The 24,253-nt window shown below is 56.7% G+C and carries 28 protein-coding genes and 2 pseudogenes; 19 read left to right on the top strand and 11 right to left on the bottom strand.

Features of this window, described 5'->3' with window-relative positions; all coding sequences use genetic code 11:
- Window positions 1-31: 31 nt before the first annotated feature.
- The 5 genes from HKD32_RS14735 to HKD32_RS14715 all read right to left on the bottom strand — a co-directional run bounded on the left by HKD32_RS14735 (window position 32) and on the right by HKD32_RS14715 (window position 4,150).
- Window positions 32-802, bottom strand: a complete 771-nt coding sequence (locus tag HKD32_RS14735) for a response regulator transcription factor (RefSeq protein WP_061928667.1) — start codon at window positions 800-802, stop codon at window positions 32-34.
- 87 nt (window positions 803-889) lie between these two features.
- Entirely contained in the window at window positions 890-3,016 is a 2,127-nt protein-coding gene (sctV, locus tag HKD32_RS14730; RefSeq protein ID WP_061928669.1) for a type III secretion system export apparatus subunit SctV, read from the bottom strand.
- Window positions 3,013-3,348: a tetratricopeptide repeat protein gene (locus HKD32_RS14725; protein WP_061928671.1), complete on the bottom strand. Its 336-nt coding sequence runs from the start codon at window positions 3,346-3,348 to the stop codon at window positions 3,013-3,015. The genes sctV and HKD32_RS14725 overlap by 4 nt, the downstream gene beginning before the upstream one ends.
- 4 nt (window positions 3,349-3,352) lie before the next feature.
- Entirely contained in the window at window positions 3,353-3,724 is a 372-nt protein-coding gene (locus tag HKD32_RS14720; RefSeq protein WP_194258371.1) for a hypothetical protein, read from the bottom strand.
- A gap of 30 nt (window positions 3,725-3,754) precedes the next feature.
- Complete coding sequence (locus HKD32_RS14715; protein ID WP_059431480.1) at window positions 3,755-4,150, bottom strand: SctD/MshK family protein; 396 nt, start codon at window positions 4,148-4,150, stop codon at window positions 3,755-3,757.
- Window positions 4,151-4,234: 84 nt separating this feature from the next.
- On the opposite strand from HKD32_RS14715, the gene HKD32_RS14710 reads away from it, so the two are divergent.
- The gene (locus HKD32_RS14710) at window positions 4,235-4,585 is read left to right on the top strand and encodes a hypothetical protein (protein WP_061928673.1); all 351 of its coding nucleotides are present in this window, start codon (window positions 4,235-4,237) and stop codon (window positions 4,583-4,585) included.
- A 310-nt stretch (window positions 4,586-4,895) separates the two neighbouring features.
- Here HKD32_RS14710 and HKD32_RS14705 read toward each other — a convergent pair whose 3' ends face one another.
- The gene (locus tag HKD32_RS14705; RefSeq protein ID WP_061928675.1) at window positions 4,896-5,522 is read right to left on the bottom strand and encodes a hypothetical protein; all 627 of its coding nucleotides are present in this window, start codon (window positions 5,520-5,522) and stop codon (window positions 4,896-4,898) included.
- Between the two features lie 206 nt (window positions 5,523-5,728).
- Between HKD32_RS14705 and HKD32_RS14700 the strand changes: the two genes are divergently transcribed.
- The 15 genes from HKD32_RS14700 (at window position 5,729) to HKD32_RS14630 (ending at window position 17,749) form a co-directional block, all read left to right on the top strand.
- Complete coding sequence (locus HKD32_RS14700) at window positions 5,729-6,340, top strand: hypothetical protein (RefSeq protein WP_194258370.1); 612 nt, start codon at window positions 5,729-5,731, stop codon at window positions 6,338-6,340.
- Window positions 6,337-7,089: a type III secretion system inner membrane ring lipoprotein SctJ gene (gene sctJ, locus HKD32_RS14695; RefSeq protein ID WP_082905273.1), complete on the top strand. Its 753-nt coding sequence runs from the start codon at window positions 6,337-6,339 to the stop codon at window positions 7,087-7,089. The genes HKD32_RS14700 and sctJ overlap by 4 nt, the downstream gene beginning before the upstream one ends.
- Entirely contained in the window at window positions 7,086-7,709 is a 624-nt protein-coding gene (locus tag HKD32_RS14690) for a hypothetical protein (protein ID WP_010505134.1), read from the top strand. The genes sctJ and HKD32_RS14690 overlap by 4 nt, the downstream gene beginning before the upstream one ends.
- On the top strand, window positions 7,706-8,329 hold the full coding sequence (gene sctL, locus HKD32_RS14685; RefSeq protein ID WP_061928682.1) for a type III secretion system stator protein SctL: 624 nt from the start codon (window positions 7,706-7,708) through the stop codon (window positions 8,327-8,329). Before HKD32_RS14690 ends, sctL begins: the two co-directional genes overlap by 4 nt.
- Complete coding sequence (locus HKD32_RS14680) at window positions 8,326-10,218, top strand: FliI/YscN family ATPase (RefSeq protein WP_273498887.1); 1,893 nt, start codon at window positions 8,326-8,328, stop codon at window positions 10,216-10,218. The genes sctL and HKD32_RS14680 overlap by 4 nt, the downstream gene beginning before the upstream one ends.
- Complete coding sequence (locus tag HKD32_RS14675) at window positions 10,194-10,718, top strand: hypothetical protein (RefSeq protein WP_061928684.1); 525 nt, start codon at window positions 10,194-10,196, stop codon at window positions 10,716-10,718. The genes HKD32_RS14680 and HKD32_RS14675 overlap by 25 nt, the downstream gene beginning before the upstream one ends.
- Complete coding sequence (locus HKD32_RS14670) at window positions 10,715-11,791, top strand: FliM/FliN family flagellar motor switch protein (protein ID WP_061928686.1); 1,077 nt, start codon at window positions 10,715-10,717, stop codon at window positions 11,789-11,791. The genes HKD32_RS14675 and HKD32_RS14670 overlap by 4 nt, the downstream gene beginning before the upstream one ends.
- On the top strand, window positions 11,791-12,471 hold the full coding sequence (gene sctR, locus HKD32_RS14665) for a type III secretion system export apparatus subunit SctR (RefSeq protein ID WP_082785474.1): 681 nt from the start codon (window positions 11,791-11,793) through the stop codon (window positions 12,469-12,471). The genes HKD32_RS14670 and sctR overlap by 1 nt, the downstream gene beginning before the upstream one ends.
- Before the next feature lie 18 nt (window positions 12,472-12,489).
- A complete protein-coding gene (locus HKD32_RS14660; RefSeq protein WP_010505123.1) occupies window positions 12,490-12,762 on the top strand; it encodes an EscS/YscS/HrcS family type III secretion system export apparatus protein in 273 nt (90 codons plus the stop codon).
- Between the two features lie 2 nt (window positions 12,763-12,764).
- A complete protein-coding gene (locus HKD32_RS14655) occupies window positions 12,765-13,556 on the top strand; it encodes an EscT/YscT/HrcT family type III secretion system export apparatus protein (RefSeq protein ID WP_061928688.1) in 792 nt (263 codons plus the stop codon).
- The gene (locus HKD32_RS14650; RefSeq protein WP_061928690.1) at window positions 13,553-14,593 is read left to right on the top strand and encodes an EscU/YscU/HrcU family type III secretion system export apparatus switch protein; all 1,041 of its coding nucleotides are present in this window, start codon (window positions 13,553-13,555) and stop codon (window positions 14,591-14,593) included. The genes HKD32_RS14655 and HKD32_RS14650 overlap by 4 nt, the downstream gene beginning before the upstream one ends.
- 136 nt (window positions 14,594-14,729) lie before the next feature.
- Window positions 14,730-15,551, top strand: a complete 822-nt coding sequence (locus tag HKD32_RS14645; RefSeq protein WP_061928692.1) for a hypothetical protein — start codon at window positions 14,730-14,732, stop codon at window positions 15,549-15,551.
- A 435-nt stretch (window positions 15,552-15,986) separates the two neighbouring features.
- Window positions 15,987-16,172 carry a hypothetical protein gene (locus tag HKD32_RS14640; RefSeq protein ID WP_010505115.1) on the top strand — a complete coding sequence of 62 codons (186 nt, stop codon included), beginning with the start codon at window positions 15,987-15,989 and terminating at the stop codon, window positions 16,170-16,172.
- Between the two features lie 116 nt (window positions 16,173-16,288).
- Window positions 16,289-16,948, top strand: a complete 660-nt coding sequence (locus HKD32_RS14635; RefSeq protein WP_010505112.1) for a hypothetical protein — start codon at window positions 16,289-16,291, stop codon at window positions 16,946-16,948.
- Between the two features lie 87 nt (window positions 16,949-17,035).
- A complete protein-coding gene (locus HKD32_RS14630) occupies window positions 17,036-17,749 on the top strand; it encodes a hypothetical protein (protein WP_061928694.1) in 714 nt (237 codons plus the stop codon).
- Between the two features lie 23 nt (window positions 17,750-17,772).
- Here the strand turns inward: HKD32_RS14630 and HKD32_RS14625 are convergent, their stop codons facing one another.
- A complete protein-coding gene (locus HKD32_RS14625; protein ID WP_194258369.1) occupies window positions 17,773-18,063 on the bottom strand; it encodes a transposase in 291 nt (96 codons plus the stop codon).
- Window positions 18,002-18,145, bottom strand: a complete 144-nt coding sequence (locus HKD32_RS15540) for a hypothetical protein (RefSeq protein WP_408870759.1) — start codon at window positions 18,143-18,145, stop codon at window positions 18,002-18,004. Before HKD32_RS15540 ends, HKD32_RS14625 begins: the two co-directional genes overlap by 62 nt.
- A 318-nt stretch (window positions 18,146-18,463) precedes the next feature.
- On the opposite strand from HKD32_RS15540, the pseudogene HKD32_RS14615 reads away from it, so the two are divergent.
- Window positions 18,464-19,601, top strand: a pseudogene (locus HKD32_RS14615) (IS3 family transposase).
- Between the two features lie 42 nt (window positions 19,602-19,643).
- Window positions 19,644-20,237: pseudogene (locus HKD32_RS14610) on the top strand (IS481 family transposase); the annotation flags it as partial.
- Here HKD32_RS14610 and HKD32_RS14605 read toward each other — a convergent pair.
- Together HKD32_RS14605 and HKD32_RS14600 are read right to left on the bottom strand one after the other, a co-directional pair.
- On the bottom strand, window positions 20,234-21,559 hold the full coding sequence (locus tag HKD32_RS14605) for an NAD(P)/FAD-dependent oxidoreductase (protein ID WP_061928735.1): 1,326 nt from the start codon (window positions 21,557-21,559) through the stop codon (window positions 20,234-20,236). The pseudogene HKD32_RS14610 and the gene HKD32_RS14605 overlap by 4 nt on opposite strands.
- Window positions 21,560-21,685: 126 nt before the next feature.
- On the bottom strand, window positions 21,686-22,039 hold the full coding sequence (locus tag HKD32_RS14600; protein ID WP_061928733.1) for a cupin domain-containing protein: 354 nt from the start codon (window positions 22,037-22,039) through the stop codon (window positions 21,686-21,688).
- A gap of 217 nt (window positions 22,040-22,256) precedes the next feature.
- On the opposite strand from HKD32_RS14600, the gene HKD32_RS14595 reads away from it, so the two are divergent.
- Window positions 22,257-22,922 (top strand): haloacid dehalogenase type II, encoded by a 666-nt coding sequence (locus HKD32_RS14595; protein WP_061928731.1) that lies wholly within the window; start codon window positions 22,257-22,259, stop codon window positions 22,920-22,922.
- A gap of 51 nt (window positions 22,923-22,973) precedes the next feature.
- Here the strand turns inward: HKD32_RS14595 and HKD32_RS14590 are convergent, their stop codons facing one another.
- The gene (locus HKD32_RS14590; protein WP_156471960.1) at window positions 22,974-24,248 is read right to left on the bottom strand and encodes an NAD(P)/FAD-dependent oxidoreductase; all 1,275 of its coding nucleotides are present in this window, start codon (window positions 24,246-24,248) and stop codon (window positions 22,974-22,976) included.
- Between the last annotated feature and the right edge of the window lie 5 nt (window positions 24,249-24,253).

Genomic DNA, 24,253 nt, shown 5'->3' with positions numbered 1-24,253 from the left:
CTGCCGGGATATTGATTTGCGGAACGGCAAGCTAGGTTGTCGCATGGGAAAGGGACGGAATTGCCGATCTGTGCGCGTGAGCCGTATATCCACCGGGGTCGGCGGCCTGCGTTCGGGTGCGCGTGGTTTTGCTTCTGGGGGCCAGCCTGTAGCCGACGCCGCGCACAGCCTCAATGGTGAGCGACGATCTAACGCTGCCGAGCTGACGCCTGATGCGGCTGATGCGCACCTCAAGCGCGTTCGGGCAGCAATCGGCCAGCGCGCCATAGGCGTCGTGCTCCAGCCCCGAACGTGGCACGACCTTTCCCTTGCGGCGGATCAGTGATTCCAGAATGGCCGTCTCGCGCCTCTGGAGCGGCAGGAGGACGTCATTGACGCGCACTTCCCGGCTTTGTAGGCAGAGGGAGAGTTCCTCAAACCGGTAATGCTCCTGCACGGACTCCTGTGGACGCCGGAGAACGGCCCGGATGCGCGCCACCAGCTCGCGGGGATTGACGCTATGGCTCACACAGTCGTCTGCGCCGTTCTCAAGCGCGAAGATACGGTTCTGCTCTTCCGTCGCGATCATGATGACGTAGGGCGTTTTTACGACATCGCGCCAGTCCCTTTCGAGAAGATAGCATCCCTGTTCCTTGTTGCAGAAATACTGATCCACCACGATCAGATCGTAACTGTTGGCGAACAGGGCCTCTCTGGCCTCTGCTGAGGAATGAAAACTGTCCACGCCATATCCTGCGGCATGGATGGTCTGCACGAGGTTCCGGAAGCCGGTTTCCTGTTTGAGCAAGGTCATCAGTCGCATCGTGTCAGCCTTCCCTTATCTGTGTCATGGCGGGGATTGCATGGCGTCGTGCGCGCACGCGCTGCCAGAAATAATGGTGCATGGTCATCAGGCCTGCGCCGCAGTGGAGATTTCTCCGGCAAGCCCCAAGCTGATCGACCCGATGGGATGGACGGGAAATTCGGTGGCGAGATCCTGATAGGAGAGCACAGGATGATCGAGATCGTTACGTACGAGAAAGCCGCGTACAAAACGGCGTATATCAACAGAGGTAATGACGATCGGTGTCATCTGGGCCGCGTTTTTCGGACGACCCTCGACTGACAGCCGCGTGCGGAACGCTGAGAGCAGACGCTGGGAAACATCCGGATCGAGCGCGAGAAACGAGCCGCCGGACGTGTCCCTGACGGCCTGACGCACAGCCTGTTCGACATCCTGGCCGAGAACGAGGCCCGCCATCGCCTTGTGAGAGCCCGCGTGGCGGTGGCAGATCTGCCGGGAAAGAGCCTGCCGGACATATTCCACGAGCATGAGGGAGCGGGTTTCCTTCTCCCCCCACTCCACGAGGGTTTCAAGAATGAGCCGCATGTTTTTCAGTGGCACGCCCTCCTCGACCAGACGTCTCAGAATATCGGCCAGACGCTGGGTCGGGACAATCCGCATGGCCTCGCGCACTAGGTCGCCGTAACCGGGCTCGAGACGCAGGACGAGACGGCGGGCTTCCTGAAGGCCTATGAACCGACCAACATGTTTGCGCGCGATCGTTCGAAAGCGGTTCGCGATGATGGCGGGCAGGTCGAGATAGCCGATACCGGCTGCCTTGAGGCGTGTTTCATCGGTCCGTGCAATCCAGAGCGAGGCCCCGCTGTCGGTCAATGGTTCGCCGCTCTGACTGGCTATCCCGGCGAGATCCAGATGAACCGGATCGTCGTGGAGGAGGAGATGATTGGGCAGAGCATCGTGCTCTTCGACCGGAACATCTTCCAAATCGATCGAGAAATGGAAGGCGTCGGTCTCCGCGGTCGATCGGATCGCGGGTTTCGGGCAGACGACGCCAAGATCGCTTTCTACATCCTCGCAGGCAATGGCCAGCAGCCGGTCTAGGCGCGGTTTGTCCATGACACGCATGACGGCGGGTGACAGGGATATGGCCAGAAGGGGGGAGAAACTGTCGGCGATGGCCGTGGCAGCCGTAGATTCCGTCGTGACCGACCGGGCGAATTCTTCCGCTTCCGCGCTTTCGAGGGAGGTTCGGGAAAAACGACCCCAAAGTTTCTTCCAGTCAGGGCGGCTGCCCAGAAGAAATAAAATCGACAGCCCCAGAAACACGGACTTGGGGAAGCCTGGAATCATCGCCATGATCAGCAGCATGATCGCGGCGACCAGAAGCGCGCGCCGGTCTGCCGTCAACTGCCCGACCATTTCCTTTCCAAGATCCTGCCCGTGGCTGCCTACTCTCGTGACGACAACCGCCGCTGCGATGGACAGGAGCAGTGCGGGGATCTGCGAGATCAGTGCGTCACCAACCGTCAAGAGTGTGTAGGTATGCATTGCGTCGCTCAGGCTCAGTCCGCGCTGTGCAACTCCAATGCCGATTCCACCCGCCAGATTGACGCCGATGATCACAAGGCCCGCGATTGCGTCGCCCTTTACGAATTTGAGCGCGCCGTCCATGGCGCCGTGCAGGGCGCTCTCGCTGGCGAGTTCCTGACGCCGCTTCCGCGCCTCAGCCTGATCGATGTCGCCTGAGCGCAGATCGCTGTCGATGCTCATCTGTTTGCCGGGCATGGCATCGAGCGTAAACCGGGCCCCGACTTCTGCAACGCGCTCCGTACCTTTCGTGACTACGATGAACTGGACCGTCGTGACGATGGCGAAGACAACGAGGCCGACGACAATATTGCCCCCGATCACGAATTCTCCGAACGTGGCGACGATCGTGCCTGCGTCTCCGGACGTAAGGATGAGGCGTGTCACCGTGACTTCCAGAGCCAGGCGGAAAACCGTCGAGACGAGGATCATGCCCGGAAGCGCGGTCAGATCCAGCGGAGAGCGGAGATAGACCGCAACCATCAGCAGTAGCGCGGAGAACGCGAGATTGCACCCGATCAGTATGTCAGCCAGCGCGGCGGGCATCGGCATGATCAGCATGGCAACCGTCAGCACCAGCACGGCAACTAGTGCAAGATCCTGGCGTTGAGAGACGAGGCGAAATGCGTTCTGGAAGTTCTTCATGAGGCGAGAGCCCGAACATTCGACTGGGCGAAGACTGAGAAAGCGGTCTGTGCTTCCTTGAACCGGCCGGTTCTGTGAAGGGCCCGTGCGCGCAGGAGAGCATCGCCGGGCTCCTCGGTAGGGCGAAGGCGCCTGATCCTGTCGAGTACGACAAGCGCCAGCTCACCGCGTTTCATCGCGGTGTAGACATGAGCCAGAAGACGCAGGCAGTCACAGTCATCGGGGTTTTCAGCCGCGACAAGCAACAATAACGGCAGGGCACGTGGCTCGCGATCGCATGACGCATACATGTAGGCGAGCGATAGAAGAAGGTCGCGCTGGGCCTGATCCAAGACATCACCCTCCGATGAGACTGTCGCGGTAGCGCATGAGCAGTTCAAGATTGTGCAGCTCGAAAGACAGTGCCTCCAGGCCACCGGGCACGACGGGGCCGAAACTGCTCTGCGCTCGAGCTTCCAGGCGCGTCAGAAGTGTTTTCCGCTGGTCGGATCTGAGAATGCCAGCGCTTTTCAGGTGTGGCATGAGATGGAGGAAAAGCGCGTCCGTCAGCGTCGGAGGCTCGATCCCCTCCGATGCATGTTGGCGCACCGACAGGGTCTTGTGGAATGCGACGAGGTCAGGTGCGATAGCGGCATCCGGCGTATTGGCCACGACCTCCTCGATTGCATGGTCAAGACGGATCATGGGTTGGGATGGGATGCGGCTCATGAGAATAACGCTCCTCAAATGACAATCTGATCAGTAAGTCACGAGAAATTCATCATGTCCATCAAGAACTGAGACTTTGTGGGCGGAGATACCAGTAATTTTCTGGCCCGATTCCAGAATGGATCCAATATAATATCTCTGCCCTTTTATGGTCACATTTGCCCTTTGTCCCAACCATATACTTTGTATCGGCAAGGACAGTACTTTATTTGGCGATTCTTTGACGTCGGAAATCCACGTATACTGCTGGCCATAAGATGCGTCAAACCATTGCTCCGCATCCCGGAACGCTGTCAGCCGCTCATGGGGGACTGCGCCGCTCACTGTTACGACACCACCGGAAACACGGACGGCCAGCCCGAAAAGATCATGGTTGCGAAGTTCGTGGATCACGGACTCTCCAAGATCGTGATCGCTCAGCGCCATGTTCTGTTTTCGCGCTGGAAGATCCGAGACTGCCTCTGATCCTGTCGAAGGCGAAGACGCGGGCTGAGCAGGGCTTGAGGCTGGATGCCAGAAAATCCCTTCCAACAGGAGAAGTCCGAGTATGCCTGCGACACATATGACGATGTTTCGTGTCAGGCTTTGAGCACTGAAAAGGGCTGGGAGCCGGGAGATGGGGAAAGCGCTGGTATGGCCAGTCTCTGCGGTTGCGGTGTCCGTAATGCTCAGTGGAACGGACGCAAGCCTGATATCGATCGGGAGCGCAAAACTATGGCTTTTTCCGCTGTCCAGAACGTGGTCATTGATGATGACACCTTCAGCCAAGGCCGTGCATCTGAACTGTCCGCCCGGAAGTGGGGCGACGGCGAGATGGGATGGCTGGATACCCTCGTCGAGCAGGGTGATGTCCGCGTCTGACCCGGAGCCGATCGTTACGGGGCGATCGCCGATTTCACATGTCGCATCCGCGTGTAGGCCGGAAAGAACGTGGAGGGCGAATGAAGGAGCGGAAAGCAAGTGAATTGCCGTTTGTCCCAGAGCAATGGATGATTGGAAACAGTGGAGAGATCGGAACCAGCAGGCGCTGCTAAGATAGGTTTCTGTTTGTAACTTAATCTTGCTATCAAGAAACTATCGACTTGTGAGGAACCTGCAAAGAAGATTCACTAAATTTTCATAATTCTGATTGGGTCGCGATGGGAACCCCACTGACAAGACGTGTTGACCTTTATCGGGGGGGTATTTTCTGCATCGTAGAGCCACGATAGATCGTCACGCCATCGCTTTGAACTTCGCCCAGTGCGGCAATCGTCTGGTTGACCAAGGCGCGGAAGCGGGGTGGCCCGAAGACGGTAATATGTTGCCCGTCAGGCGTGCGACGCACGAGAAAGCGTGCATCGGAAATCTGGCGGGCTTTCAGGGATTCCGTCAGGGTCGGAAACGGCACGCCATCGAGTGCGACATCCTCGGAGACGGTTTCCGACGCAGGCGTTACGAACAGGGTCTGGCCATCGAAATACCAGTCGAGATGGTAGTCCGTGCAGATACGGTTGAGAAATCCACGTGGGGTAGAGGCCGTCAGCCCTTTCCGTACTGGCTGGGTCAGGGACGGGTCAGATGAGACGTGCAGATCGATATCCGCGCCAAACTGATCCAGAGCCTGAATGACGCTGCCCTGAAGCATCGTGAACTGCCCCGTTTCGGGAAGGTAGAGCGGGGCTGCCCGGAGTGGCTGTGACAGAGCGATCACTGTCAGCCCCACATGGACGGTGGTTTTTGCAAGTGCCCACACAGAGGACCTAGTCGCCCTGTTGTTCGGGGAACTGACCTGAAGACCGTCACCTGTCGGCGTCATGGCAAATGCAAATCCTTAATCGGCGACGCCGGGCAGACGTGATGCTTTCGTGTTCGGATGCATGAGGGGGACGGTTTGGTCAACCGATACAATTGTCGCCGGGACGAGGTAGGGTGCAGAGCTGGTCAGGTTGAAGTCAGGATATGATGCGAGGTCTGGGGCAGCACGAGACTGGCGAAGGTCGACACGAAAAAGGGAGAAGGACGATGTCTGGATTGGCCGGAATTGCCGCCGTCGCTGCCAGTCAGGCTGCGTCTGCCACGCCCTCGCTTACAGCCCCTGCGCCGGTTGGGGCGTTTCATCAGGCTGATGTCGCCGCGTTTCACGATACGGCACGGACGCAGCTTGCTTTTTCCGAAGCCATTCCTGCATCTCCCATAAGTCAGATCGTTCCCGTACAGTCGGAGCCGACACTGGGCGACCGTATTCTCGATAGCCTGAGTCGTATTGGCAGCAGCTTCGGCCGGCTCGATGCTCTCGCTCCGCAGGGGCTAGCGCCGGACCGTGCGGGACCAGCGATATCGGCTCAGACGCTGTCTGACAAAAATGGCGTGACGACGGGTATGGATACGGGCGGTGGGATTTCGCATCCTTCCGCAAAACATGATGTCCTGGCGGCTCATCATGCGGGTGCCCGTTCGGCAACAGATCCCGAAAGCCTGCTCGGGCGGATCCAGCAGCAGGGCGAACAGCTTTATAATGAGTCGATTTCACGTCAGATCGCACTGACGAATGCCGAGTTCGAGACGCATGTCATCACCGTGGCGTCACAGGATATGGCCAGCACGCTTAAAAGTCTATTGAGCCAGGGTGGATGATGGGAGTGAGATGGGTCTCTGCTTCTCTGCTGATCCTGTGCCTTGGGCTGACGGCGTGCCAGTCCGAACTTTATACCGGGCTATCCGAACGGGATGCGATGCAGATGGTTGCCATTCTGCTTCAGCACGGGATCTCTGCTGACCGCGTGATCAGCAAGGATGGAAGCAGTGCGATTGAGGTGTCCAGCAGCCGGATTGCCGATGCGGTCAATGTCCTGAAGGCCGCGCACTATCCGCGGAATGAATATGCGAGCATGGACAAGGTTTTCCAGCAGCAGGGGCTTATCAGTTCTCCTGCGGCGGAACGTGCCAAGCTTTATTTTGGGATCAGTCAGGAGCTTGACCGCACTCTGAATGATATTGATGGCGTCGTAGATGCGCGGGTTCATATTGCGGCGTCAGCCAGTGATCCTGTGACAGGTGTGGAAAAACCGGCCACGGCCGCCGTTGTCCTGCGTTACGACGAAGGAAGCAGCGCCGGGACGCTGATCCCGAAGATCAAGCAGCTCGTCGCCAACGCCGTGCAGGATTTGAGCTATGACCGAGTTTCGGTCATTTTGATTCCTGTTCAATCACAGAATATTCCGCTCACGCCCGCAGGCCCCGGTCCTCTTGCAGTAACAGGATGGGTTCTGGCTGTATTCTGGCCGTCGCTTGCGGGAGGGTGGTATCTCTGGAGGCGCTTTCGTGGAAAGAGGTTTACCTCCAGAACGACGCAGGTTGCAGTGGTTTCCGACAGGGCCGCATGAGCAGGGCGAACGCGACCGAAACACTTGTCGACCTTCATCCGTCCCATTTCCAGCGCGCGATGCCGATGCTGCGGCGCGAGACGGTGGAACGGATCCAGCGGTGTGACCGTCTGGCGCATCGTCTGGCAAAACTCATAGACTATCGCATTGACCGCCCGGAACAGGCCGCGTCGGATTTCGACGTTCTGGCGTACCGTCCGCGCTTTGAGGTGGAAGTGGCAGGACGGCATATGGGGGCTCTGATCTTCGGTCGGGCTCTGGCCCGATATGTCGATACGGCGTCAATAGCCGTCCTGAACCGGGAGGTAGGTACTTCGGCGCGTATGTTCGGGATCCGACATTCCGTCCAGATTGTTTCGCCCATTGTGCTGCCGACTATTGAGGGAGGCGCGGAAGAGCTGGCTTCTGCGATCAATGACTGGGGTTGGCGTTGCTTGGTGCGATGGCGCGATCAGGTGTCACCGACCTGTCAGAAAGCGGCTACGCTACGTCTGCCCGCTGTGGGGCTGCCGGATGCTGCGCCTGAGACAAGCGATGCCATCATCCGGCACGTTATCGCGACTTTCTTCGCTCCCGCAAACGTCAAGGAAGATGAAGCATTAGAGGAGAGTGGTATATGACCGAATTCGCCACGCTCTCTCCCGAACAGCGTATCCTGAACCCTGAAGAGATGACCCTGTGGTGTGAGGCGCAGGCAGCTTATCGGAGCGCTCTGGCGGACGCCAGTCGGCTGAGGGCCACCGCCAGAGCCGCTTACGACGCAGAAAAGCAGCGTGGTCTGGAGGAGGGCCGTGCGCAGGCGCGCGTGGAAATGGCGCAGCAGATCATGTCATCTGCTCAAGCCGCGTCGCAGGTGCTGCAAAATCTTGAGTGCAGCCTGCCAGAGATCGTCGTGGATATCGTGGCTGACATGCTCGGGCGCGTGGATATCAGCGACGTCCTGCCACTGGCAATCGAGCATGGCTTGTCACGCATCCGGCGCGGGACGGTAGCACAGCTTCGGATTGCCCCGGACTGTGTCGCGCCTCTGGCGGAGTTCATGTCCCTTCTTCAGGACAGCGACGGTGGCGTGCATATCGAGGTGGACGCAGGTCTGGCGTCCGGCCGGTGTGTTCTGGAGAGCGAGTTCGGCGTGTCTGAGCTCGGCATCGCCGACCAGACGCGTCTTCTGCGCGAGCGTCTTGCGGCGCAGTGGGATCAGTTGGCCGATCTGGCGGACACGCCGGGGCACGGATCATGACATCACGGCCAGCGCTGTCGGACACTGAGGTCACATCGGTACAGCAGGATATCTCGCTGCTAGCAGCCTTGTCGTCCGCCCATTCCACCTTGGCCTCTACAGAGGATTCAGGGCGAAGTATTATAGCGGAGAACCCACGACCTTTTATACCGGAAGAGCCAGTCAGGCCGGTCGGACCGGATGAACATCCGCCTGAAGGCGCCGTTGTGGGTATTTCGATCAGGCGTGACGGACAGTCGGGCGGTAGCCAGGGCGACGATTCCGGGGAGGCAGGGCCGAATATGGCGGGTGGTGCGTCCGTAACAAGCCCGTGCGGTGAGCGTGACATATCGGTCCCGCCCTCGCGTGATGGTCTCGTCGGGACGCGGAGCCTGAAGCGGCTGCGAGCGGCGCCGGAAGGCCCCGATTTTGGCGAGTCTGCTTCTCCTGAGATAGTGCGGACTGACGAAAGCGCGCAACGACGGATCGGGGAGCCGCCTCCGCGGGGGAGCAGCCGTGGGTTTTCGAACGGCGATTCCGGCATGCCCGATCTTGCGGAAGGGAGGGGTGACGGCAAAGACCCGGGGCATGTCGTCGAGCGGATGCGGCACCTGCTTCCACTGTTGCGCTCCAAGGCGGCATCGCTGGAATCCCATCCGGTCCAGGGGCGCGTCGTTGCTGCGACCGGAACGATCATCCGCGCGATTTTGCCCAATGTCGCGGTTGGTGATCTCTGCCTCCTGCGGGACCGCAAGCGGGACTGGAGTATGAACGCTGAAGTTGTGGGGCTGGTCGGGCGTGAGGTCCTTCTGGCGCCGATGGGCAATCTGGAGGGCATTTCCGCTGAGACGGAGGTTCTTCCGACGGGCGGGCGACGTCAGTTCCCGGTCGGGCAGCGTGTTCTGGGGCGCGTTCTGGATGCGCTCGGAGCGCCCATGGACGGTAAAGGACCACTCCCGTCCGGCCCCAGCGCCCCGATTACAGCCCGCCCGCCCGATGCAATGCGACGCAGAATGATCGACCGCCCTCTGCCGATCGGCCTTCGCGCGATCGACAGCGTCCTGACCTGTGGGGAGGGGCAGCGTCTGGGGATCTATGGTGAGGCAGGGGGCGGAAAGTCCACGCTGATGGCCTCCATCGTCAAGGGAAGTGATGCGGATGTCACGGTTGTCGCGCTGGTCGGGGAACGTGGCCGTGAGGTTCGGGAATTCATAGAGCATAACCTCGGGCCTGATGGGCTGGCCCGTTCGGTCGTCGTGGTGGCAACGTCGGACAGGCCGGCGGCGGAACGTGTGGCCTGTGCACAGGCTGCGACCGCGATTGCGGAGCATTTTCGCGATCTGGGGCTCAAGGTCCTTCTGTTCGTCGATAACGTTACGCGCTTTGCACGTGCCCTGCGTGAGATTGGTCTTGCCGCCGGCGAGCCGCCGACCCGGCGGGGCTTTCCGCCGTCCGTTTTTACGGCTCTTCCCAAGCTCATGGAGCGGGCGGGAATGGGAGAACGAGGTTCCATCACTGCCTTTTACGCCGTTCTTGTGGAAGACGGGCAGAGCGATCCAATCGCGGAAGAAACACGCGGGATTCTAGATGGGCATATCATCCTTTCCCGCGCGCTTGCGGCGTCGGGGCATTATCCGGCAATCGACATTCTGAGCAGCCGGTCGCGTGTGATGAGCCTCGTGACGTCTGCGGAGCATCAGGTTCGAGCCGATCGGCTCAGGGCACTCTGGGCGCGCTATCAGGATGTCGCGTTCCTGTTGCAGGTTGGAGAATACAAGCCCGGTGGTGATCCTCTGGCCGATGAAGCCATTGAAAAAATCGATGAGATGAGGGGGTTGCTGCGGCAGGGCAACGAGGAGCGGACAACATTTGCGGAGATGACGGAATGGATGACCCGACTGTTGGGCTGATGGCGGTCATTCCCGTTCCGATGGCGCAGAAACTCGTGCGCCTGCGCGAGCTGCGCGCGGCACAGGCCAGAAAGACCGCTCTGCTACGCACCCAGGAGGCCCATGCCGGGTGGGAGGACGTAAAACGTAGCCAGACCGTGCTTGACAGCCACCGTGAGCACTGGCGTGCGGTGGAGGCGGAAGGTACGGCACGCATGAATGGTACGGTCAGTCCGCAGGCTCTGCGGGACAGGCACGATCATCTGGGGGCGCTGGCAGATCGAGCCATTGCGCTCCAGAAGGATGTGGGTTTGCGGGCTGACACGGCCAGAAAGCAGGACGAGGCTGCCGCGCTCGCATGGCGGGCGCACCGGGAGTTCGACCAGCGTTGCGGTCATGCTGCACGCCTGCTCGACGGAGCCCGGAACGCAGAGAGGCGCGAACAGGAAGCGTTGGACGAACAGGAGCTGGAGGATCTGGCTCTAATGCGGCATGCCGCCCGGGATTTCGAGGGGTCATGAGCCGGAAAGATACCGTACGCCCGTACAGGGCGCCCACGCTTGCGTATTCTCCTGCCGTTTCGGAGTTTTTCGGTCGGTACCCGCTCAAAATTCCGGTTGAACCGGATATCTGGAGTGTCGCGTTCCTGCCCCCGTTTTCGCCGGGGGAAGACTGGCTCTGTCTGCAATTGAAGATCGGCGCGCAGGAAGGGCAATGCCTGTTGCCACGCGGTCTGTTGCGAATGATCCTGCGTCTGGCCGAGCCTCAGCCGCGCGCGCCCCTAAACAGCGATATCGCTATTCTTCTTGTCGAGATGGTGTTTAACGAAGCTCTGATGGATCTCGAGACGCGACTGGGCTGCACACTGTCCATCCTGCGCTTCGATAGTTGTGCCAGACCGGTCGAATTCGAGGAGGCCGTTTCTGGGCAATCGCCACTGCGTGTGGGGTTCAGGGTCTCATTTGGTGCGCAAGAGGTGTTCGACGGGCTGCTTCATCTTGCGCAGGAAACGTTTTCGGCGCTCAGGCCGCATTTTCCGGCTCTGATCCGCACGTTCGAGGCGCCGCCGGTGGCGGTCAGCCTTCGTGTTGGGGGCATGTCTCTTTCCGTGGCAGAGGTGCGTGCGCTCAGGCCGGGCTGCGGGATTGTCATCGGCCCAACTGCCCGGCGGAGCGTGGCGCTCGTGGCCGGAGAGGCGCTGGCGACCCTGGCGGTTCACGATGGATACAGGATCGTCATACAGGGTGGTTGGCAGGATATTGCACAATTTTCTTTACCGGAATGGATCGGACACATGACAGACGGATCGGCCGCCCCACCTCTCTTTTCCTCGCCCGAAGCAGAGCAGTTTCCGGAAACCGAAGTCCCTGAAGTGCAGTTCGATACCGTTCAGGTGCCGCTGAGTTTCGAGATCGGACGCAGGGTTTTTACTCTTGGCGAGTTGCAGGAAATCGGTGAGGGGCATGTTATCGAAATCGGCTCCCTGAGTGACCAGAAAGTATCGGTGCTGGCGCATGGGCGGCGCATCGGAGAGGGCGAACTGGTGGAAGTCGGAGCCGCATTGGCTGTCCGGCTGACACGGATCAACGCCTGATGCAGGGGGCAGGAGCAATGATGGGCAGCGGGCTCGCGTCCACGAATCTCGTCACCGCGCTGATTTTGACGCTGGCATTCGCACTTCTGACGCTGGCGGTGATTTCGACAACTTCTTTCGTCAAGATTTCAGTCGTCCTGTTCCTGTTGCGCACTGCGCTCGGGATTCAGCAGTCCCCCCCGAACGTGGTGCTTTATTCGATTGCCCTGATCCTGACGCTCTTCATTTCCGCCCCGATGGGTAAGGAAGTTTATCAAAGTGTCACGGATGCGGGCCTGAAATACGAGAGCATCAGTGATTACGTGCAGGCTTACGAAGTTGCCCAGGCCCCGGTGGCCCAGCATCTCATGCGCTTTACCCAGCCACGCGAGCGGGCATTCTTCGTCAATTCGGCGCAACGGCTCTGGCCGGAAGACATGCGGGCCACTCTCGCGCCCGACTCTCTTCCGGTCCTGTTGCCGGCCTATCTGACCGGGGAGCTCAAAAGAGCTTTCGAGATCGGGTTTCTTATCTATCTGCCTTTCATTGTGATCGATCTCGTCGTCACGACGATCCTCATTGCCATGGGATTGTCACAGGTGCAGCCAAACACGATTTCTGTTCCGCTCAAACTGCTCCTGTTCGTTCTGGCTGGCGGGTGGACACGGCTGCTGCATGGTCTGGTGCTGAGTTATGCATGATGGAAGGGAGGTTTGCCGATGGATGACGGAGGACTGACGCAGCAGCTTTCAGCCGCGCTTTTCCTGTTCGCCTCGATTGCAGGACCACCGCTGTTGATCGCTACGGTGATCGGTATTGCAATTGGAATACTGCAGGCGGTGACGCAGCTTCAGGATCAGACAATGCCACTGACGTTCAAGGTCGTAGCGGTCTGCGCCACACTTCTGCTCATGGGCGGGACACTCCTGCCGCCCCTGCTGACGTTTACGGAGCATATTTTCGACGATTTCCCCGTGATGACGCGCAGCTGACGATGCCGGCGGCACATTTCACGACCAGTCTGATGCCGCTGCTGTCCGCGGTTGCGATTGCGATGGGGCGGCCTGCGGGTGCGGCTCTGGTTCTTCCAGTTTTCACGCGGGCGCAACTGGGAGGCGTCGTGCGGGCGGCTTTCGCTTTCGTCGTAGGGCTGCCGGTAATTCCCGGACTCTACAGAGACCTTCAGCAGACGTCCCTCAACCTGCCTTCGCTGGCTTTGATTGGCGCGCGCGAGATGATGATTGGCGTCATCATCGGTTTCCTTGCAGGATTGCCGATATGGGCCGTGCAGAGCGCGGGGGAGTGGCTTGATACCCAGAGAAGCGCGACACAGGGACAGGCTTCCGAACCCGATGGGGAGCAGGAGTCGCTGTCGGCCTCGCTGCTGGCGATGACGACTGTCGCGCTGTACGTCATTGGTAACGGGCTCGGGCTTCTCGATCAGGCTATCGTGGATTCAGAGATTGCATGGCCTCCTCTGGTTCTCGCTCTGACCCCACAGCCCGGTTTTGCGACGACCGCACTGGGTCTGCTCGACCGTTTTGAAATCCTGTCGATGAAAATCGCGGTGCCGGTCATTCTGGCCATGCTGCTGTGTGACGGGTGCATCATTTTGCTGATGCGCGCGATCCCTAAACTTCATCTTTACGATCTCGCGCCCACCCTCAGGAATCTGGCCTTCACGTTGATGATGTGTGGATACGCATCCTGGCTCGTTGTTTATGCGCGCAGGGACATTCTGGATATGTCCATTATGCATGATCTCGGAGGGTTGCTGGCACCATGAGTGGCAGCAGCGAAGAGCGGAACCTTCCGGCATCCGCCAAAAAACTGACGGATGAGCGCAGAAAAGGTCGCCTTGCCAAGGCCCCCGACATGCAATCCGCCATGGTCTCGATCGTTCTGATCGGCTGGGTGCTGATGGGCGCCTCGTCTATTTCTGCACGGCTCGGGAGACTCTTTGCGGTGGTGGGCGCGGCTACGACCCTTCCTTTTGATGAAGCAGTGCGCGATATGTCGGGCGCGATAAAAGGCGCATTGCTTCATTGCGCGCTTGTGCCGCTACTTCTGGCTATCGGGGCAGCATTGTTCGCGGGTCTGTTGATCAATCGCGGATTCATTTTCTCTATCGATCCGCTGATGCCGAAACTGGAGAAGCTCAATCCGATCGGTGGTTTGAAGAGCATATTCAAGCCGAAGAATTTCGTTGATCTGGCGCTTTCGATTTTGAAGGTCCTTGTATTCGGGGGGGCGCTTGCAGCGATCGCCCTGCACGAAGTGAACGATCTAATCCGTGTACCGGAAATGGCTCCAACAGAGTGGCCGAAAATTCTCTCGGCGTTGGTGGTGCCGATGATGCTGGGTGCGTGTGCTTTTTATCTGGCGACTGGTATCGCCGATCTGATGATCCAGAAGCGTTTTTTTATGCGTGAAATGCGCATGACCCAGACAGAGTTGAAAAACGAGCGGAAGGAAACGCAGGGTAATCCGCAAATCAAGATGCAGCGGATGAGAATTGCCAACGAAAACCGCCGTGCCCCCGCGAAACTTGGTCCCAAGCAGGCAACGCTGATGATCTGTCAGGAGGGCGTAACGGTCGGAATACGCTACAAGCCGGGAGATACGCCTGTGCCGCGCGTGGTGTGCATCGGGCAGGGGGGCGCTGCCGAGAAATATCGGACGATAGCGCGCGAGCAGGGCGTTCCCATGTACTGGAACCGCGAACTGGCGGGTGATCTTAAAAAGAATTTCAGGCCAGGCATGACCATAACGCAGGCTTTTTTTAATTCCGTTGCGCATGCGATCCAGAATACGTCCGTGTGATATGGAAGAGTATGTTCTTGGACCCTCGCAGCGTGCGATGAGAGCATAATGTCACATGAGATACTCTTTTATCGGCTGAGCAGTCATGCAAGTATTTTGAATAGACTCCAGACTGCTTTACTTTGAGGATATCGATATGACGATCTCTAACGTGTCGTCGTTGGACGACATCAATAAATTTTCACAAGGGCTGGAAAAAGCCGGCATCGACCCGTCAGAGCTTATCCGAATGTTTGATGCCGTGATGGCGCAGGAAGGAGAGAAAAAAAATGCCTCTCCAGCCGCATCTGCTCCCGCACAGGGCTCGGCTTCGCCGGCCGCATCCGTATCGGCAGCTGCAGCGCCATCGGCTACTCCTGTCGCGGCTGCGGAGAAGGCTGCGGGAACGGGAGAAAATTCGGTCAGTATCTCCAATACCAGCAATCACGACGAAAAAATCGGTGAGTTCCTGAACGGTGGCTCAACGACAGCACCTGTGGCGGAAATCACGCTCAAGCCTGGCGAAACTGGAAAACTGAGTTACGCGAACGGGCAGGGCGGCTTTATGGCGGAGGCAGATTCCTCCGGCGCGTATAAGCCCAGTGCATCGCGCCTCGAGTTTTATGCCGATGCCAAGGGAATCAATAATACGGATGTGAGTTATATCGACGGGCGGAACGCGGCGATTCAGGTTTCTGACGGCAAGGGAAAGAGCGCAGGCGACACGCAGAATATCGCGTCGCAGGCCCCGTCGGATATCGTCAGTCATGACAGCGGCGGCAATGCGACGGTTACTGGCTGGTATGATGGTTCGAGCGCCGCGATGCAGGCAGGGGGGAGCTTCATGGAGCAGAAACTGGGAACCGGGAACGCATATATTCATCCCGATGACGACCAGAAGAGAACGCAATCGGCAAATCCGATGACGATGGCGCAGGACAGTAGCCAGAATTATACAGCCAGTTTCGGCGATGCCTGAAGAAGTCCTGGTACGGTTCAAAAAAACGGGGGACGGAGAGTCCCCCGTTTTTTTTGGACAACACAAGATTTATCGTGTGAGTGACAAGTTTTCTTTGTCACGGTGGCTTCATAAATTTTTCATATATTTCTCAATTCTGTAACGACGTATGTCGTATCTTCATTTCGATTTCATTCGTAAAAAATTTACGAAAAAACGGTAATATGTGGCTGTTTCCAGAGAATTGCGTAGGGCCGGACTGACTGCATCTCGGGTTTTTCGTGTTGTTGCGGCCCCGTGCGACACGTCAGGTTCTGATCAGCTTCGTAAAATAACAATGATGGGCAGGAGAGGGCGATATCTGGTTGCCAGGTCGGGACTTCTCTCATTGTGCAGACACTCCGACGATAAATGTCGGGTTCAGCGTTATCGATTTTGTATCGAAAGGTTTTTCTTATGAGCGGCACCACTTCCGATATGAGCAGCACACTGTCTTCGATCATGCAGCAGTCTCAGGCGATGGAAGAACAGAACCTGCAGGAACAGTTCGAGATGTCGAAGCTTTCCAACTCCCAGTCTCTCGCAAACAACTTCGAGCAGACCATGGCCAGCAATGCCAAGCAGGCCTTCTCCAAGGACTGATCTGCGCTTTTGGCTTCAGGGGGTTCTAACGAGTACCGTTCGGAACCCTCTGCCCACTAACTTTAGATTTTTTGCCGCTTTACGGCAGTATAAACATTATTTTATGGAATAAAAAAATGTCTGATGTGTCGTTGAGCGGTAACATGACGATGGACGTGCAGACCCTTCAGTCGATGGTTGATCAAGGGGGCGCGGCCGGCAATCAGAGTATTCAGGATTTCGCACTTGCTGTCATGCGCGAGGCGCAGCAGAAAGGGAATGGCCAGGAAGCTCAGGCCGCTTCGAATATCGCGGGCAGCCTCAACGACGGGACGTATAGTCAGGGTGCGAGCAATGATGCCCTCTACGCCAGTCTGCAGGGCCAATCTGTTGATTCGGCTGGTCTCGGGATCGAAAACACACGCAATCGCATCGTGTCCGGTGATTCGTCATCTTCAATCGCCCACGATCTAGACGCACTTGGTACCGAGATTGGCGGAGATGACGGGGCCAAGCTGAAGGCAATCGCTGCTCAGGTTTCCAATGGCACGGCAACCACTACCAGTGCAGTGTCTCTGCTCAACCAACTGGGGCAACAGCATGGCCTACCAGATGTGACGACGGGATCAAGCTCTGGCGCGGCCACGACAACGCCGCTTTCCGTCAACCTGCGGGGCGGTGTGGAGCAAGGTGAGGAAGCAGGCGCTTTCTTCGCTGCCATGTTTGGCAGCCAGCAGCTGAAATTTTCCTCAACTGATGAATTTCCGACACTTGATAAGAATGAAAAAAATGCCTGAGGAAATTGTACGGTACTCGCCAGGCGGCGATCACTGAACTCTCAGGACATAATAATCACCCGAATTGCAAATGTAAGGAAATAAACCATGGAAGCTGTAAGCCACCCAACCTCTCCACACCTCCCGGAAACTGTTCCGACGGAGACTGGAGGGACAGCCAAGCCCAACGCCACGCATTCGTCCGGTAACAGCGCAGGCAGCGACACGACTGCGATCGAACAGTTTCTCCAACTCCTCCAGCAGGTTGAAGGTTCTGTATCGGGGTCCGGATCTGCAAATCCTAATCTTGGGCAGCTTGGGAGCGCTTTTGGTGGCGGAGACGGTACGCAATCTCCGACCAGCACAGCCCCCTCAGACAATCCCCTAGGTTTTGAAGGCAGTCAGGGCGCGCAGGGTTCAACCGCAACCAATGCCGCCGGCCAAACTGACTTCGCCAATGCAGTTACGGATCTGCACGGCAAGGATCAAGAGGCATTCGATCAGTTCCAGAAAGATGCCAACGACGGTAACGGTAACGCAATGGTCAATGATATCATTGCTGACTACAAAAACGGTGACCTCACGAAAGACCAGGCCAACTCTCTGGCGCTGGATGTGCAGCAGGTGGCCAACGTCAATGGCGGTGGCAAAATCAACAAAAAAGAGCGTCATAAGTTGCAGGATGCGCTGGGAAACAATGGTGATGTCATCACGAATGGTCACACCAAGGCTGCGGACTGGTGGAAAGAGCACGGCAGCCAGTTCTTAGATGGACTTGGTCTCGCAGCCCAGGTCGGTACGGAAGTTGCGACAAAAGCCTAGGTCACGTTGGCAAAAGATCCAATCTAGAGCCTTGCTGCGGCGATATTGAGGAAACTCACGAAGGACGGGGCGGTCTTGTTGTAGTGGATCGCAATGCGGCGCATCTGCTTGAGGTGGTTGAAGATCCGCTCGACGCGGTTGCGGTCCCTGTAACGTTGCCAGTCTGTTTTCTGTGGAACACTGCGGCCTTTTTGTGAGGGAATAACCGGCAGGATCCCGTGGATCAGCAGGTCCTGGCGGAAACCGTCGCTGTCATAACCCCCGATCAGCCAGCATGGCCCTGGGGTTTGGAGCCGGAAGTTCCAGCAGGGCATTTACGGCTTTATAGTCCGAGACCTGCTCGTCGGTGAGGACAAAACCAAGAGGACGTCCCTGATTGTCGCATCGGGCGTGGATTTTGCTCGTAAAGCTGCCGCGTGACCGACCAAAAGCTTCCGCATGAGCCCCTCTTTTGCGCCAGTTGCCTGTGAATGGGCACGAACCACGGTACTGTCGAGCATATGCTGCCAGTCATCCAAGGTTTGCAGCAAGGCGTCCCACACGTCCTGTTCAGTCCAACGGCGAAACCGAACATAAACCGAGTCCATTTCCCGTAGCGTTCATGCATGTCCCGACAGGGACAGCCTGTACGCAGAACATGCAGCATGCCGTTGGACGTGTCACGGTTTAGTGCCGGACCTTTAAGACCGAAGATGGTCATGAAGGAGAATTGGAATGGGACGAGTTTACAAAGCTGAGTTCAGACACGAGGCGGTGCGTTTAGCTCTGAGCAGCGGTCTGTCGCGTGAGCGTATTGCACGGGATCTGGGTATCGGCTCCTCGACGTTGAAGAAATGGATCCGCTATGCGCAAAAGCTTGATACTGTAGTCGCTGACACAACGGATCATACGGCGCTATTGCGTGAGAATGAGAGATTACGCCGTGAGAACCTCCTGCTGCAGGAGGAGAGGGAGCTGTTAAAAAAGGCGACACAGTTCTTCGCGAGCCAAAGGTCGTGAGGTTTGCCTTTATTTCTCGATATAATGGGCCGCTTTCACGCGAACGGGTCTGTCGCCTGTTTGGCGTCAGCGACCGGGGTTTCAGGGCCTGGCGACGAAGCCCGGTCTGTGCCCGCAAAAGACAGGATGACATCCTGATGGTCCATATCCGCGCCATTCACGCTCAGAGCAGGCGAAGCTACGGACGCCCCCGTATGACAGAAGAACTCAGGGCTGCGGGTCTGTCTGTCGGGCATCGTCGCGTTGGACGTCTGATGCGCGAGAATGCCATTCGTGTTGTCAGGACACGACGCTTCAAGGTGACTACGAACAGTTCGCACAAGCACAGTATTGAACCCAACCTTCTGAGGCAGGATTTTTCAGCACCAGCGCTGAACCAGAAATGGACAGCGGACATCACATATATCTGGACATGTGAAGGCTGGGTTTACCTGCTGTGGTGCTGGACCTCTTTTCACGAAGAGTCATCGGCTGGAACCTTGAGGTCCGTATAACCGCAGGTCTTGCCACGACTGCGTTACAGCGCGCTATTGCCTTGCGTCAGCCACCACCAGGCTGCATCCATCATGCGGATCGTGGCAGTCAGTATTGTTCAGAGGCTTACCGGAAGCTCCTTTCTGCTCATGGTTTTCTCGTGTCCATGAGCAGAAAGGAAAACTGCTGGGATAATGCGGTGACGGAGAGTTTCTTCAAGACCTTAAAAGCGGAACTCCTGTGGCGGCAAGCCTGGATGACGCGTCAGGACGTCGAGCAGGTCATCACATCCTACATTAATGATTTCTATAATCCGCAGAGGCTGCACTCTGCACTTCAATGGAAAAGCTTTCTGGATTATGAGCGCAACGCCCCTTAACAGATAACCCATGGTCCGGAACTAAACCGTGACACGTCCACTTTTCGCCAGCACACTTTACTGCCGCTGGATGACTGCCTTTATGCCCTGCAGGCCAGCATTCCCCATCTGATACGTTTGGCCCTGCATCGCTGCTTTCAGCGTCACAAGATCTCACTGCTTCCGGACATGAAGGGAGACAAGCCAAAACGACAGCGATTCAAACGCTATCCCATCGACTTTTTTCACATCGATATTGCCGAAGTCGAGACTGCTTAGGGTAAGCTGCATCTCTTCGTTGCTATCGACCGGACAAGCAAATTCGCTGTCACACAACTGGTGGGGAAAGCCGATCGGAAGACAGCCTGAGAATTCCTCGAACATCGTCCGACGAAACCCAATCATTCCTGGACGAACGATCAGGTTGAGCGGATAAACCGGACAATCAAGAAAGCAACCGTCAAGCGATTCCATTACGACAGGCATGAGCAATTGAGGACACACCTCAACGACTTCATGGCGGCTTATAATTTCGGGCAAAGGCTCAAGACCCTGAACGGCCTTATCCCTTACGAATACATCTGCAAAATCTGGACTTCAGAGCCAGAAAGATTCATCATCAATCCAAACCATCAAACCACGGGACTAAACACCTAGAATTCCGATACTTTACCCCAAGCCGATTTTTTAAAGCGATCAAGTTTATACTGTTCAACTTCGGTAATTGGTTCCCGCCCCAACAATAGATCTGCGATAAGATGTCCAGCACCGGGCCCGATGCCAAAGCCATGCCCCGAAAAACCGGCCGCAATGAAGAGGCCTGGAACGCCACTCTCCGGGTCAATAACGGGAACCCCATCCGGTGTACTATCAATGTATCCTGCCCATTCGGCCTGAACAGACACCTCTTTCAGCGCAGGCAGAAGTGCTTGGGCGTTTTCAAGGGTTTTACGAATGGTTCTAGCATCCGGCTTCGGATCCAAGATACGTGTTCTTTCCATTTGTGTCGGCCGATCGAGTTTCCATTTAGCGATGGTATCAAAACCATATCGCCAGCCCTGAAAATCGCCAGGCGCAAGATGGCGCCATCGTCGGGCAAACATTGGGAGAAATTCTGTTGCACTTTTCAGTATCCCAGGTGTGGGATCGACGCGACCATTTCCAGAAATAGCGAGTGTGTAGCCGCCATCGCCGCGCCTTGTGACAGATGCATCATGAGTATGCAGAGCGTCTGGAAGGCCGAATGCACCCGGTTTGACAGAAAGAATTGACGATCGGACAGATGCTTGCGGAAGGTTAACCCCAACCTGATTCAGGAAAGACCGAGCCCAAACGCCTCCAGCCATGACAACCTGTGATGTGCGAATGGTTCCACGTTCCGTCACAACACTGCAGATAGCTCCGCCTGACACCTCCACGCCACGAGCTGCGCAGTTCTGAACGACGTGACCACCGTGTTTGAGGACTCCCTTGGCAATCATGGGCGCGGCGAGTGACGGGTCAGCAATGCCATCAGTCGGAGACCATACGCCCCCAAGCCATTTTCGGTGTGTAGCGTTTCCTCGCTCTGCGGCTTCAGTCGCGTTCAGCATTCTGGTGTCTACGCCTTCGCCTCTGGCAAATTCGCCCCAGCGTGTCCATCCGTCCAGCTCAACCTGACTGTTTGTCAGATACAGTAACCCACAGCGGCGGAAGCCAAGATTTTCACCGATGTCTGCTGTCATGTCTTCCCAAAGAGAAAGACTTCGGGTGGAGAGGGGTAGCTCGCGTGCATCGCGATTTTGCTGGCGACACCATCCCCAGTTTCTGCTGGATTGCTCAGCTCCAACCGTACCTTTCTCGAGGAGAAGGACCTTCATTCCCGCCCTGGCCAGCCAGTAAGCTGCTGAAACACCCACAATTCCAGCACCGATAACAACGACATCTGCTTCTGCAGGAATGTTGGAACTGGTCTGAATCAGGTGCAGTGGGGCAGGCATGAAAGTCTCCGTGCTGGGTGCGGACGAGTGTAGGGGTATTCAGACAGGTTTTGACACTGCAAACCCTGCCTGAATGGCAGAGTATTGCGAACTTCAGCTCAGGTTCAGTAGGGACACGGCATATGATCATTCCACGAAGACATAGATCTTTTTGACTGTTTCTATTGTTTCCCACGTTCCAACAAAGCCGGGTTTCATAATGAAGCTATCTCCAGCTTTGAAGAGATAGGACTCTCCTTCGTTTTCCGTGATTCTGACAAGGCCTTCAAGGATATGACAGAATTCGAAAGCTTCACCCTTAATGGATTTAGTTGTGCCGGGAGTGGCTTCCCATACACCTGTGCGAACATTCCCGTTGCGGGACGTATCTAGCGCCCATGTTTTAAAAGCTGGAGAGCCTGAAATGAGACGTTCTGGAGTCGATACGGATTCACGTGGGGTAAAGTCCGGGCTCGTCTGAACAGGAAGAAGCAGGCTCATGGAAGATCTCACACAGTGGGGATTTGCAGATCTAATGTGCTGCGTTCTGCGCCGGTTCTGATCCTGATTTTTAAACCTGGGCAGCAGAGCGTGCTACATCCTCGTTTGAATATGAAATTTCCTGCGTCAAACAATAAAAACCTGATAACGACTATCGGCCTGAAGGCGGCATCATAACGATTATGCCAGACAGTAATGGCCTCACAAGGAATCGTATATGACCTTCCGTCCCAAGTTCATTACCTTTGACTGCTACGGCACGTTGACATTTTTCGATATGGCCGGTGCGGCCCGTAGGATCTACGGTGAAGTACTGAGTGAGCCAGCGATGCAGCTCTTCATCAAAAATTTTGCCGCTTACCGGCTCGATGAGGTGCTGGGCGCATGGAAACCCTATGCGGAGATTGTGCACAATGCTCTGGAACGGACGTGCAAGAAGAATGGCGTGCCATTCCGTGAGGAAGATGCCTTGCAGATTTATAATGAGGTTCCAACCTGGGGGCCTCATCCCGATGTGCCTGCGGGTCTTGCCAAGGTTGCCAAGGAGATCCCCTTGGTCATTTTATCCAACGCCATGAACAGTCAGATCATGTCGAATGTCGAGAAGCTGGGTGCACCGTTTTACAAGGTCATCACGGCTGAGGAAACGGGCACTTACAAGCCGCAGATGAACGGTTTTGAATATATGCTTGATATTCTCGGTTGTGGGCCAGAAGACATCACGCACGTATCATCGTCTTTCCGCTATGATCTTATGACCGCTTACGATCTGGGAATCCGGTCAAAAGTCTGGGTCAACCGGGGTCATGAACCCGCTAATCCCTTTTATGAATATGAAGAAATCAAGGATATCAGTGGGCTTTCCGGCGTCTTCGGCCTTTAACGATAGTAAGCCAGCAGGAGGATCACTCTCCCGCTGGCTTATCTGAAAACATTAAAGATATTTGTCCTTAGCACGATAATAGGCACCCACGACGGGCATGAAATGCGTTGCTAGTCCGTAAGCTGGGATAGGCTGCCATGGACGGTTCCACACAGGAATATCAACCTGTTCCCCGGAAAGCTTTTGTCCTAACAGGTGACCAAGATGGACGGACATTTGAACGCCATGTCCGCTCAGGCCCATCGCATAGGTGACGCCATTCCACTCACCAGCATGTGGCAGGCGATCCACGCTCATGTCGACGTTGCCGCCCCAGCAATAATCGATTTCCGTGCTATCAAGTTCAGGATAGATTTCTGTCAGCGCGGCATGAAGAATCTGCCCTGACTGAATGTCAGACTTCTCGCTGGATTGCGAAAAATTGGCGCGGCCGCCGAAGATTAGACGTCGGTCTGCGGTCGTCCGAAAATAGTTATGGATGTTTCGGGTCGTGACGACATTGCGACGCCCGGGAAGAATGCGGGAAAACAAATCTTCCGACATGGGCGCCGTGGCAACAATGAAGCTGCCAACCGGCATGATGCGGCGGCGGAACCAGTTTGGTGCTTTTCGGCTTGTTCCGGTTGCCAGCAGCACATTTTGTGCCTGAATAACACCCGCGGAAGAGGAAACTTCAAACACGTTGCCTGCACGGCGAAGTGCTGTCATAGGCGTGTTTTCGAAGATTTTCGCACCTGCGGACATGGCGTTCGCTGCAAGCGCACTCCCAAATTTTCCGACATGCATCTGTGCGCTTTTGCGATACAGCATCCCGCCTTCGAATGTTGTAGAGCCACCGATTTCTGCTGCAACGGCGTTGCGGTCGAGAAGATCAGTTTCTGGGTCAACATGCTGTTTTACAGCGTCCTGATCCGCCCGCAGACCAGCCAGATGCTTTTCAGTCCAGGCAACTTTCAGCTTTCCGCATCGACGGAAGTCACAGTCGATGTTTTCGGTCGTGACGATCTGCTCGACCGTATCTACAGCATCATCAAAGAACCGGTACAGTGCAACGGCCTGTTCGAGGCCATATTTTTCGACCATGGTCCGAAAATTGCCAGCCGTCCCGTTGTTGACGTGTCCGCCATTTCGGCCAGAGGCATGACATGCAATCTGGTCTGCTTCGAGGACGACAACAGTCTTGCCGGCCTTGGCTAGGGTTCGAGCGGCTGAGAGGCCAGTAAAGCCGCCGCCTACAACCACGACATCTGCACGGGTAGGAAATTCCGACAGAGCATTACCTGATACAGGTGAAATGCTATCCAGCCAGTAGGGAACAAGTTTCATGGAAT

This window comes from Gluconobacter japonicus, from assembly GCF_015244665.1.
Taxonomy (GTDB): domain Bacteria; phylum Pseudomonadota; class Alphaproteobacteria; order Acetobacterales; family Acetobacteraceae; genus Gluconobacter; species Gluconobacter japonicus.
Note: the sequence above shows the minus strand (reverse complement) of the source record. Positions and strands in the feature narration are given on the sequence as shown.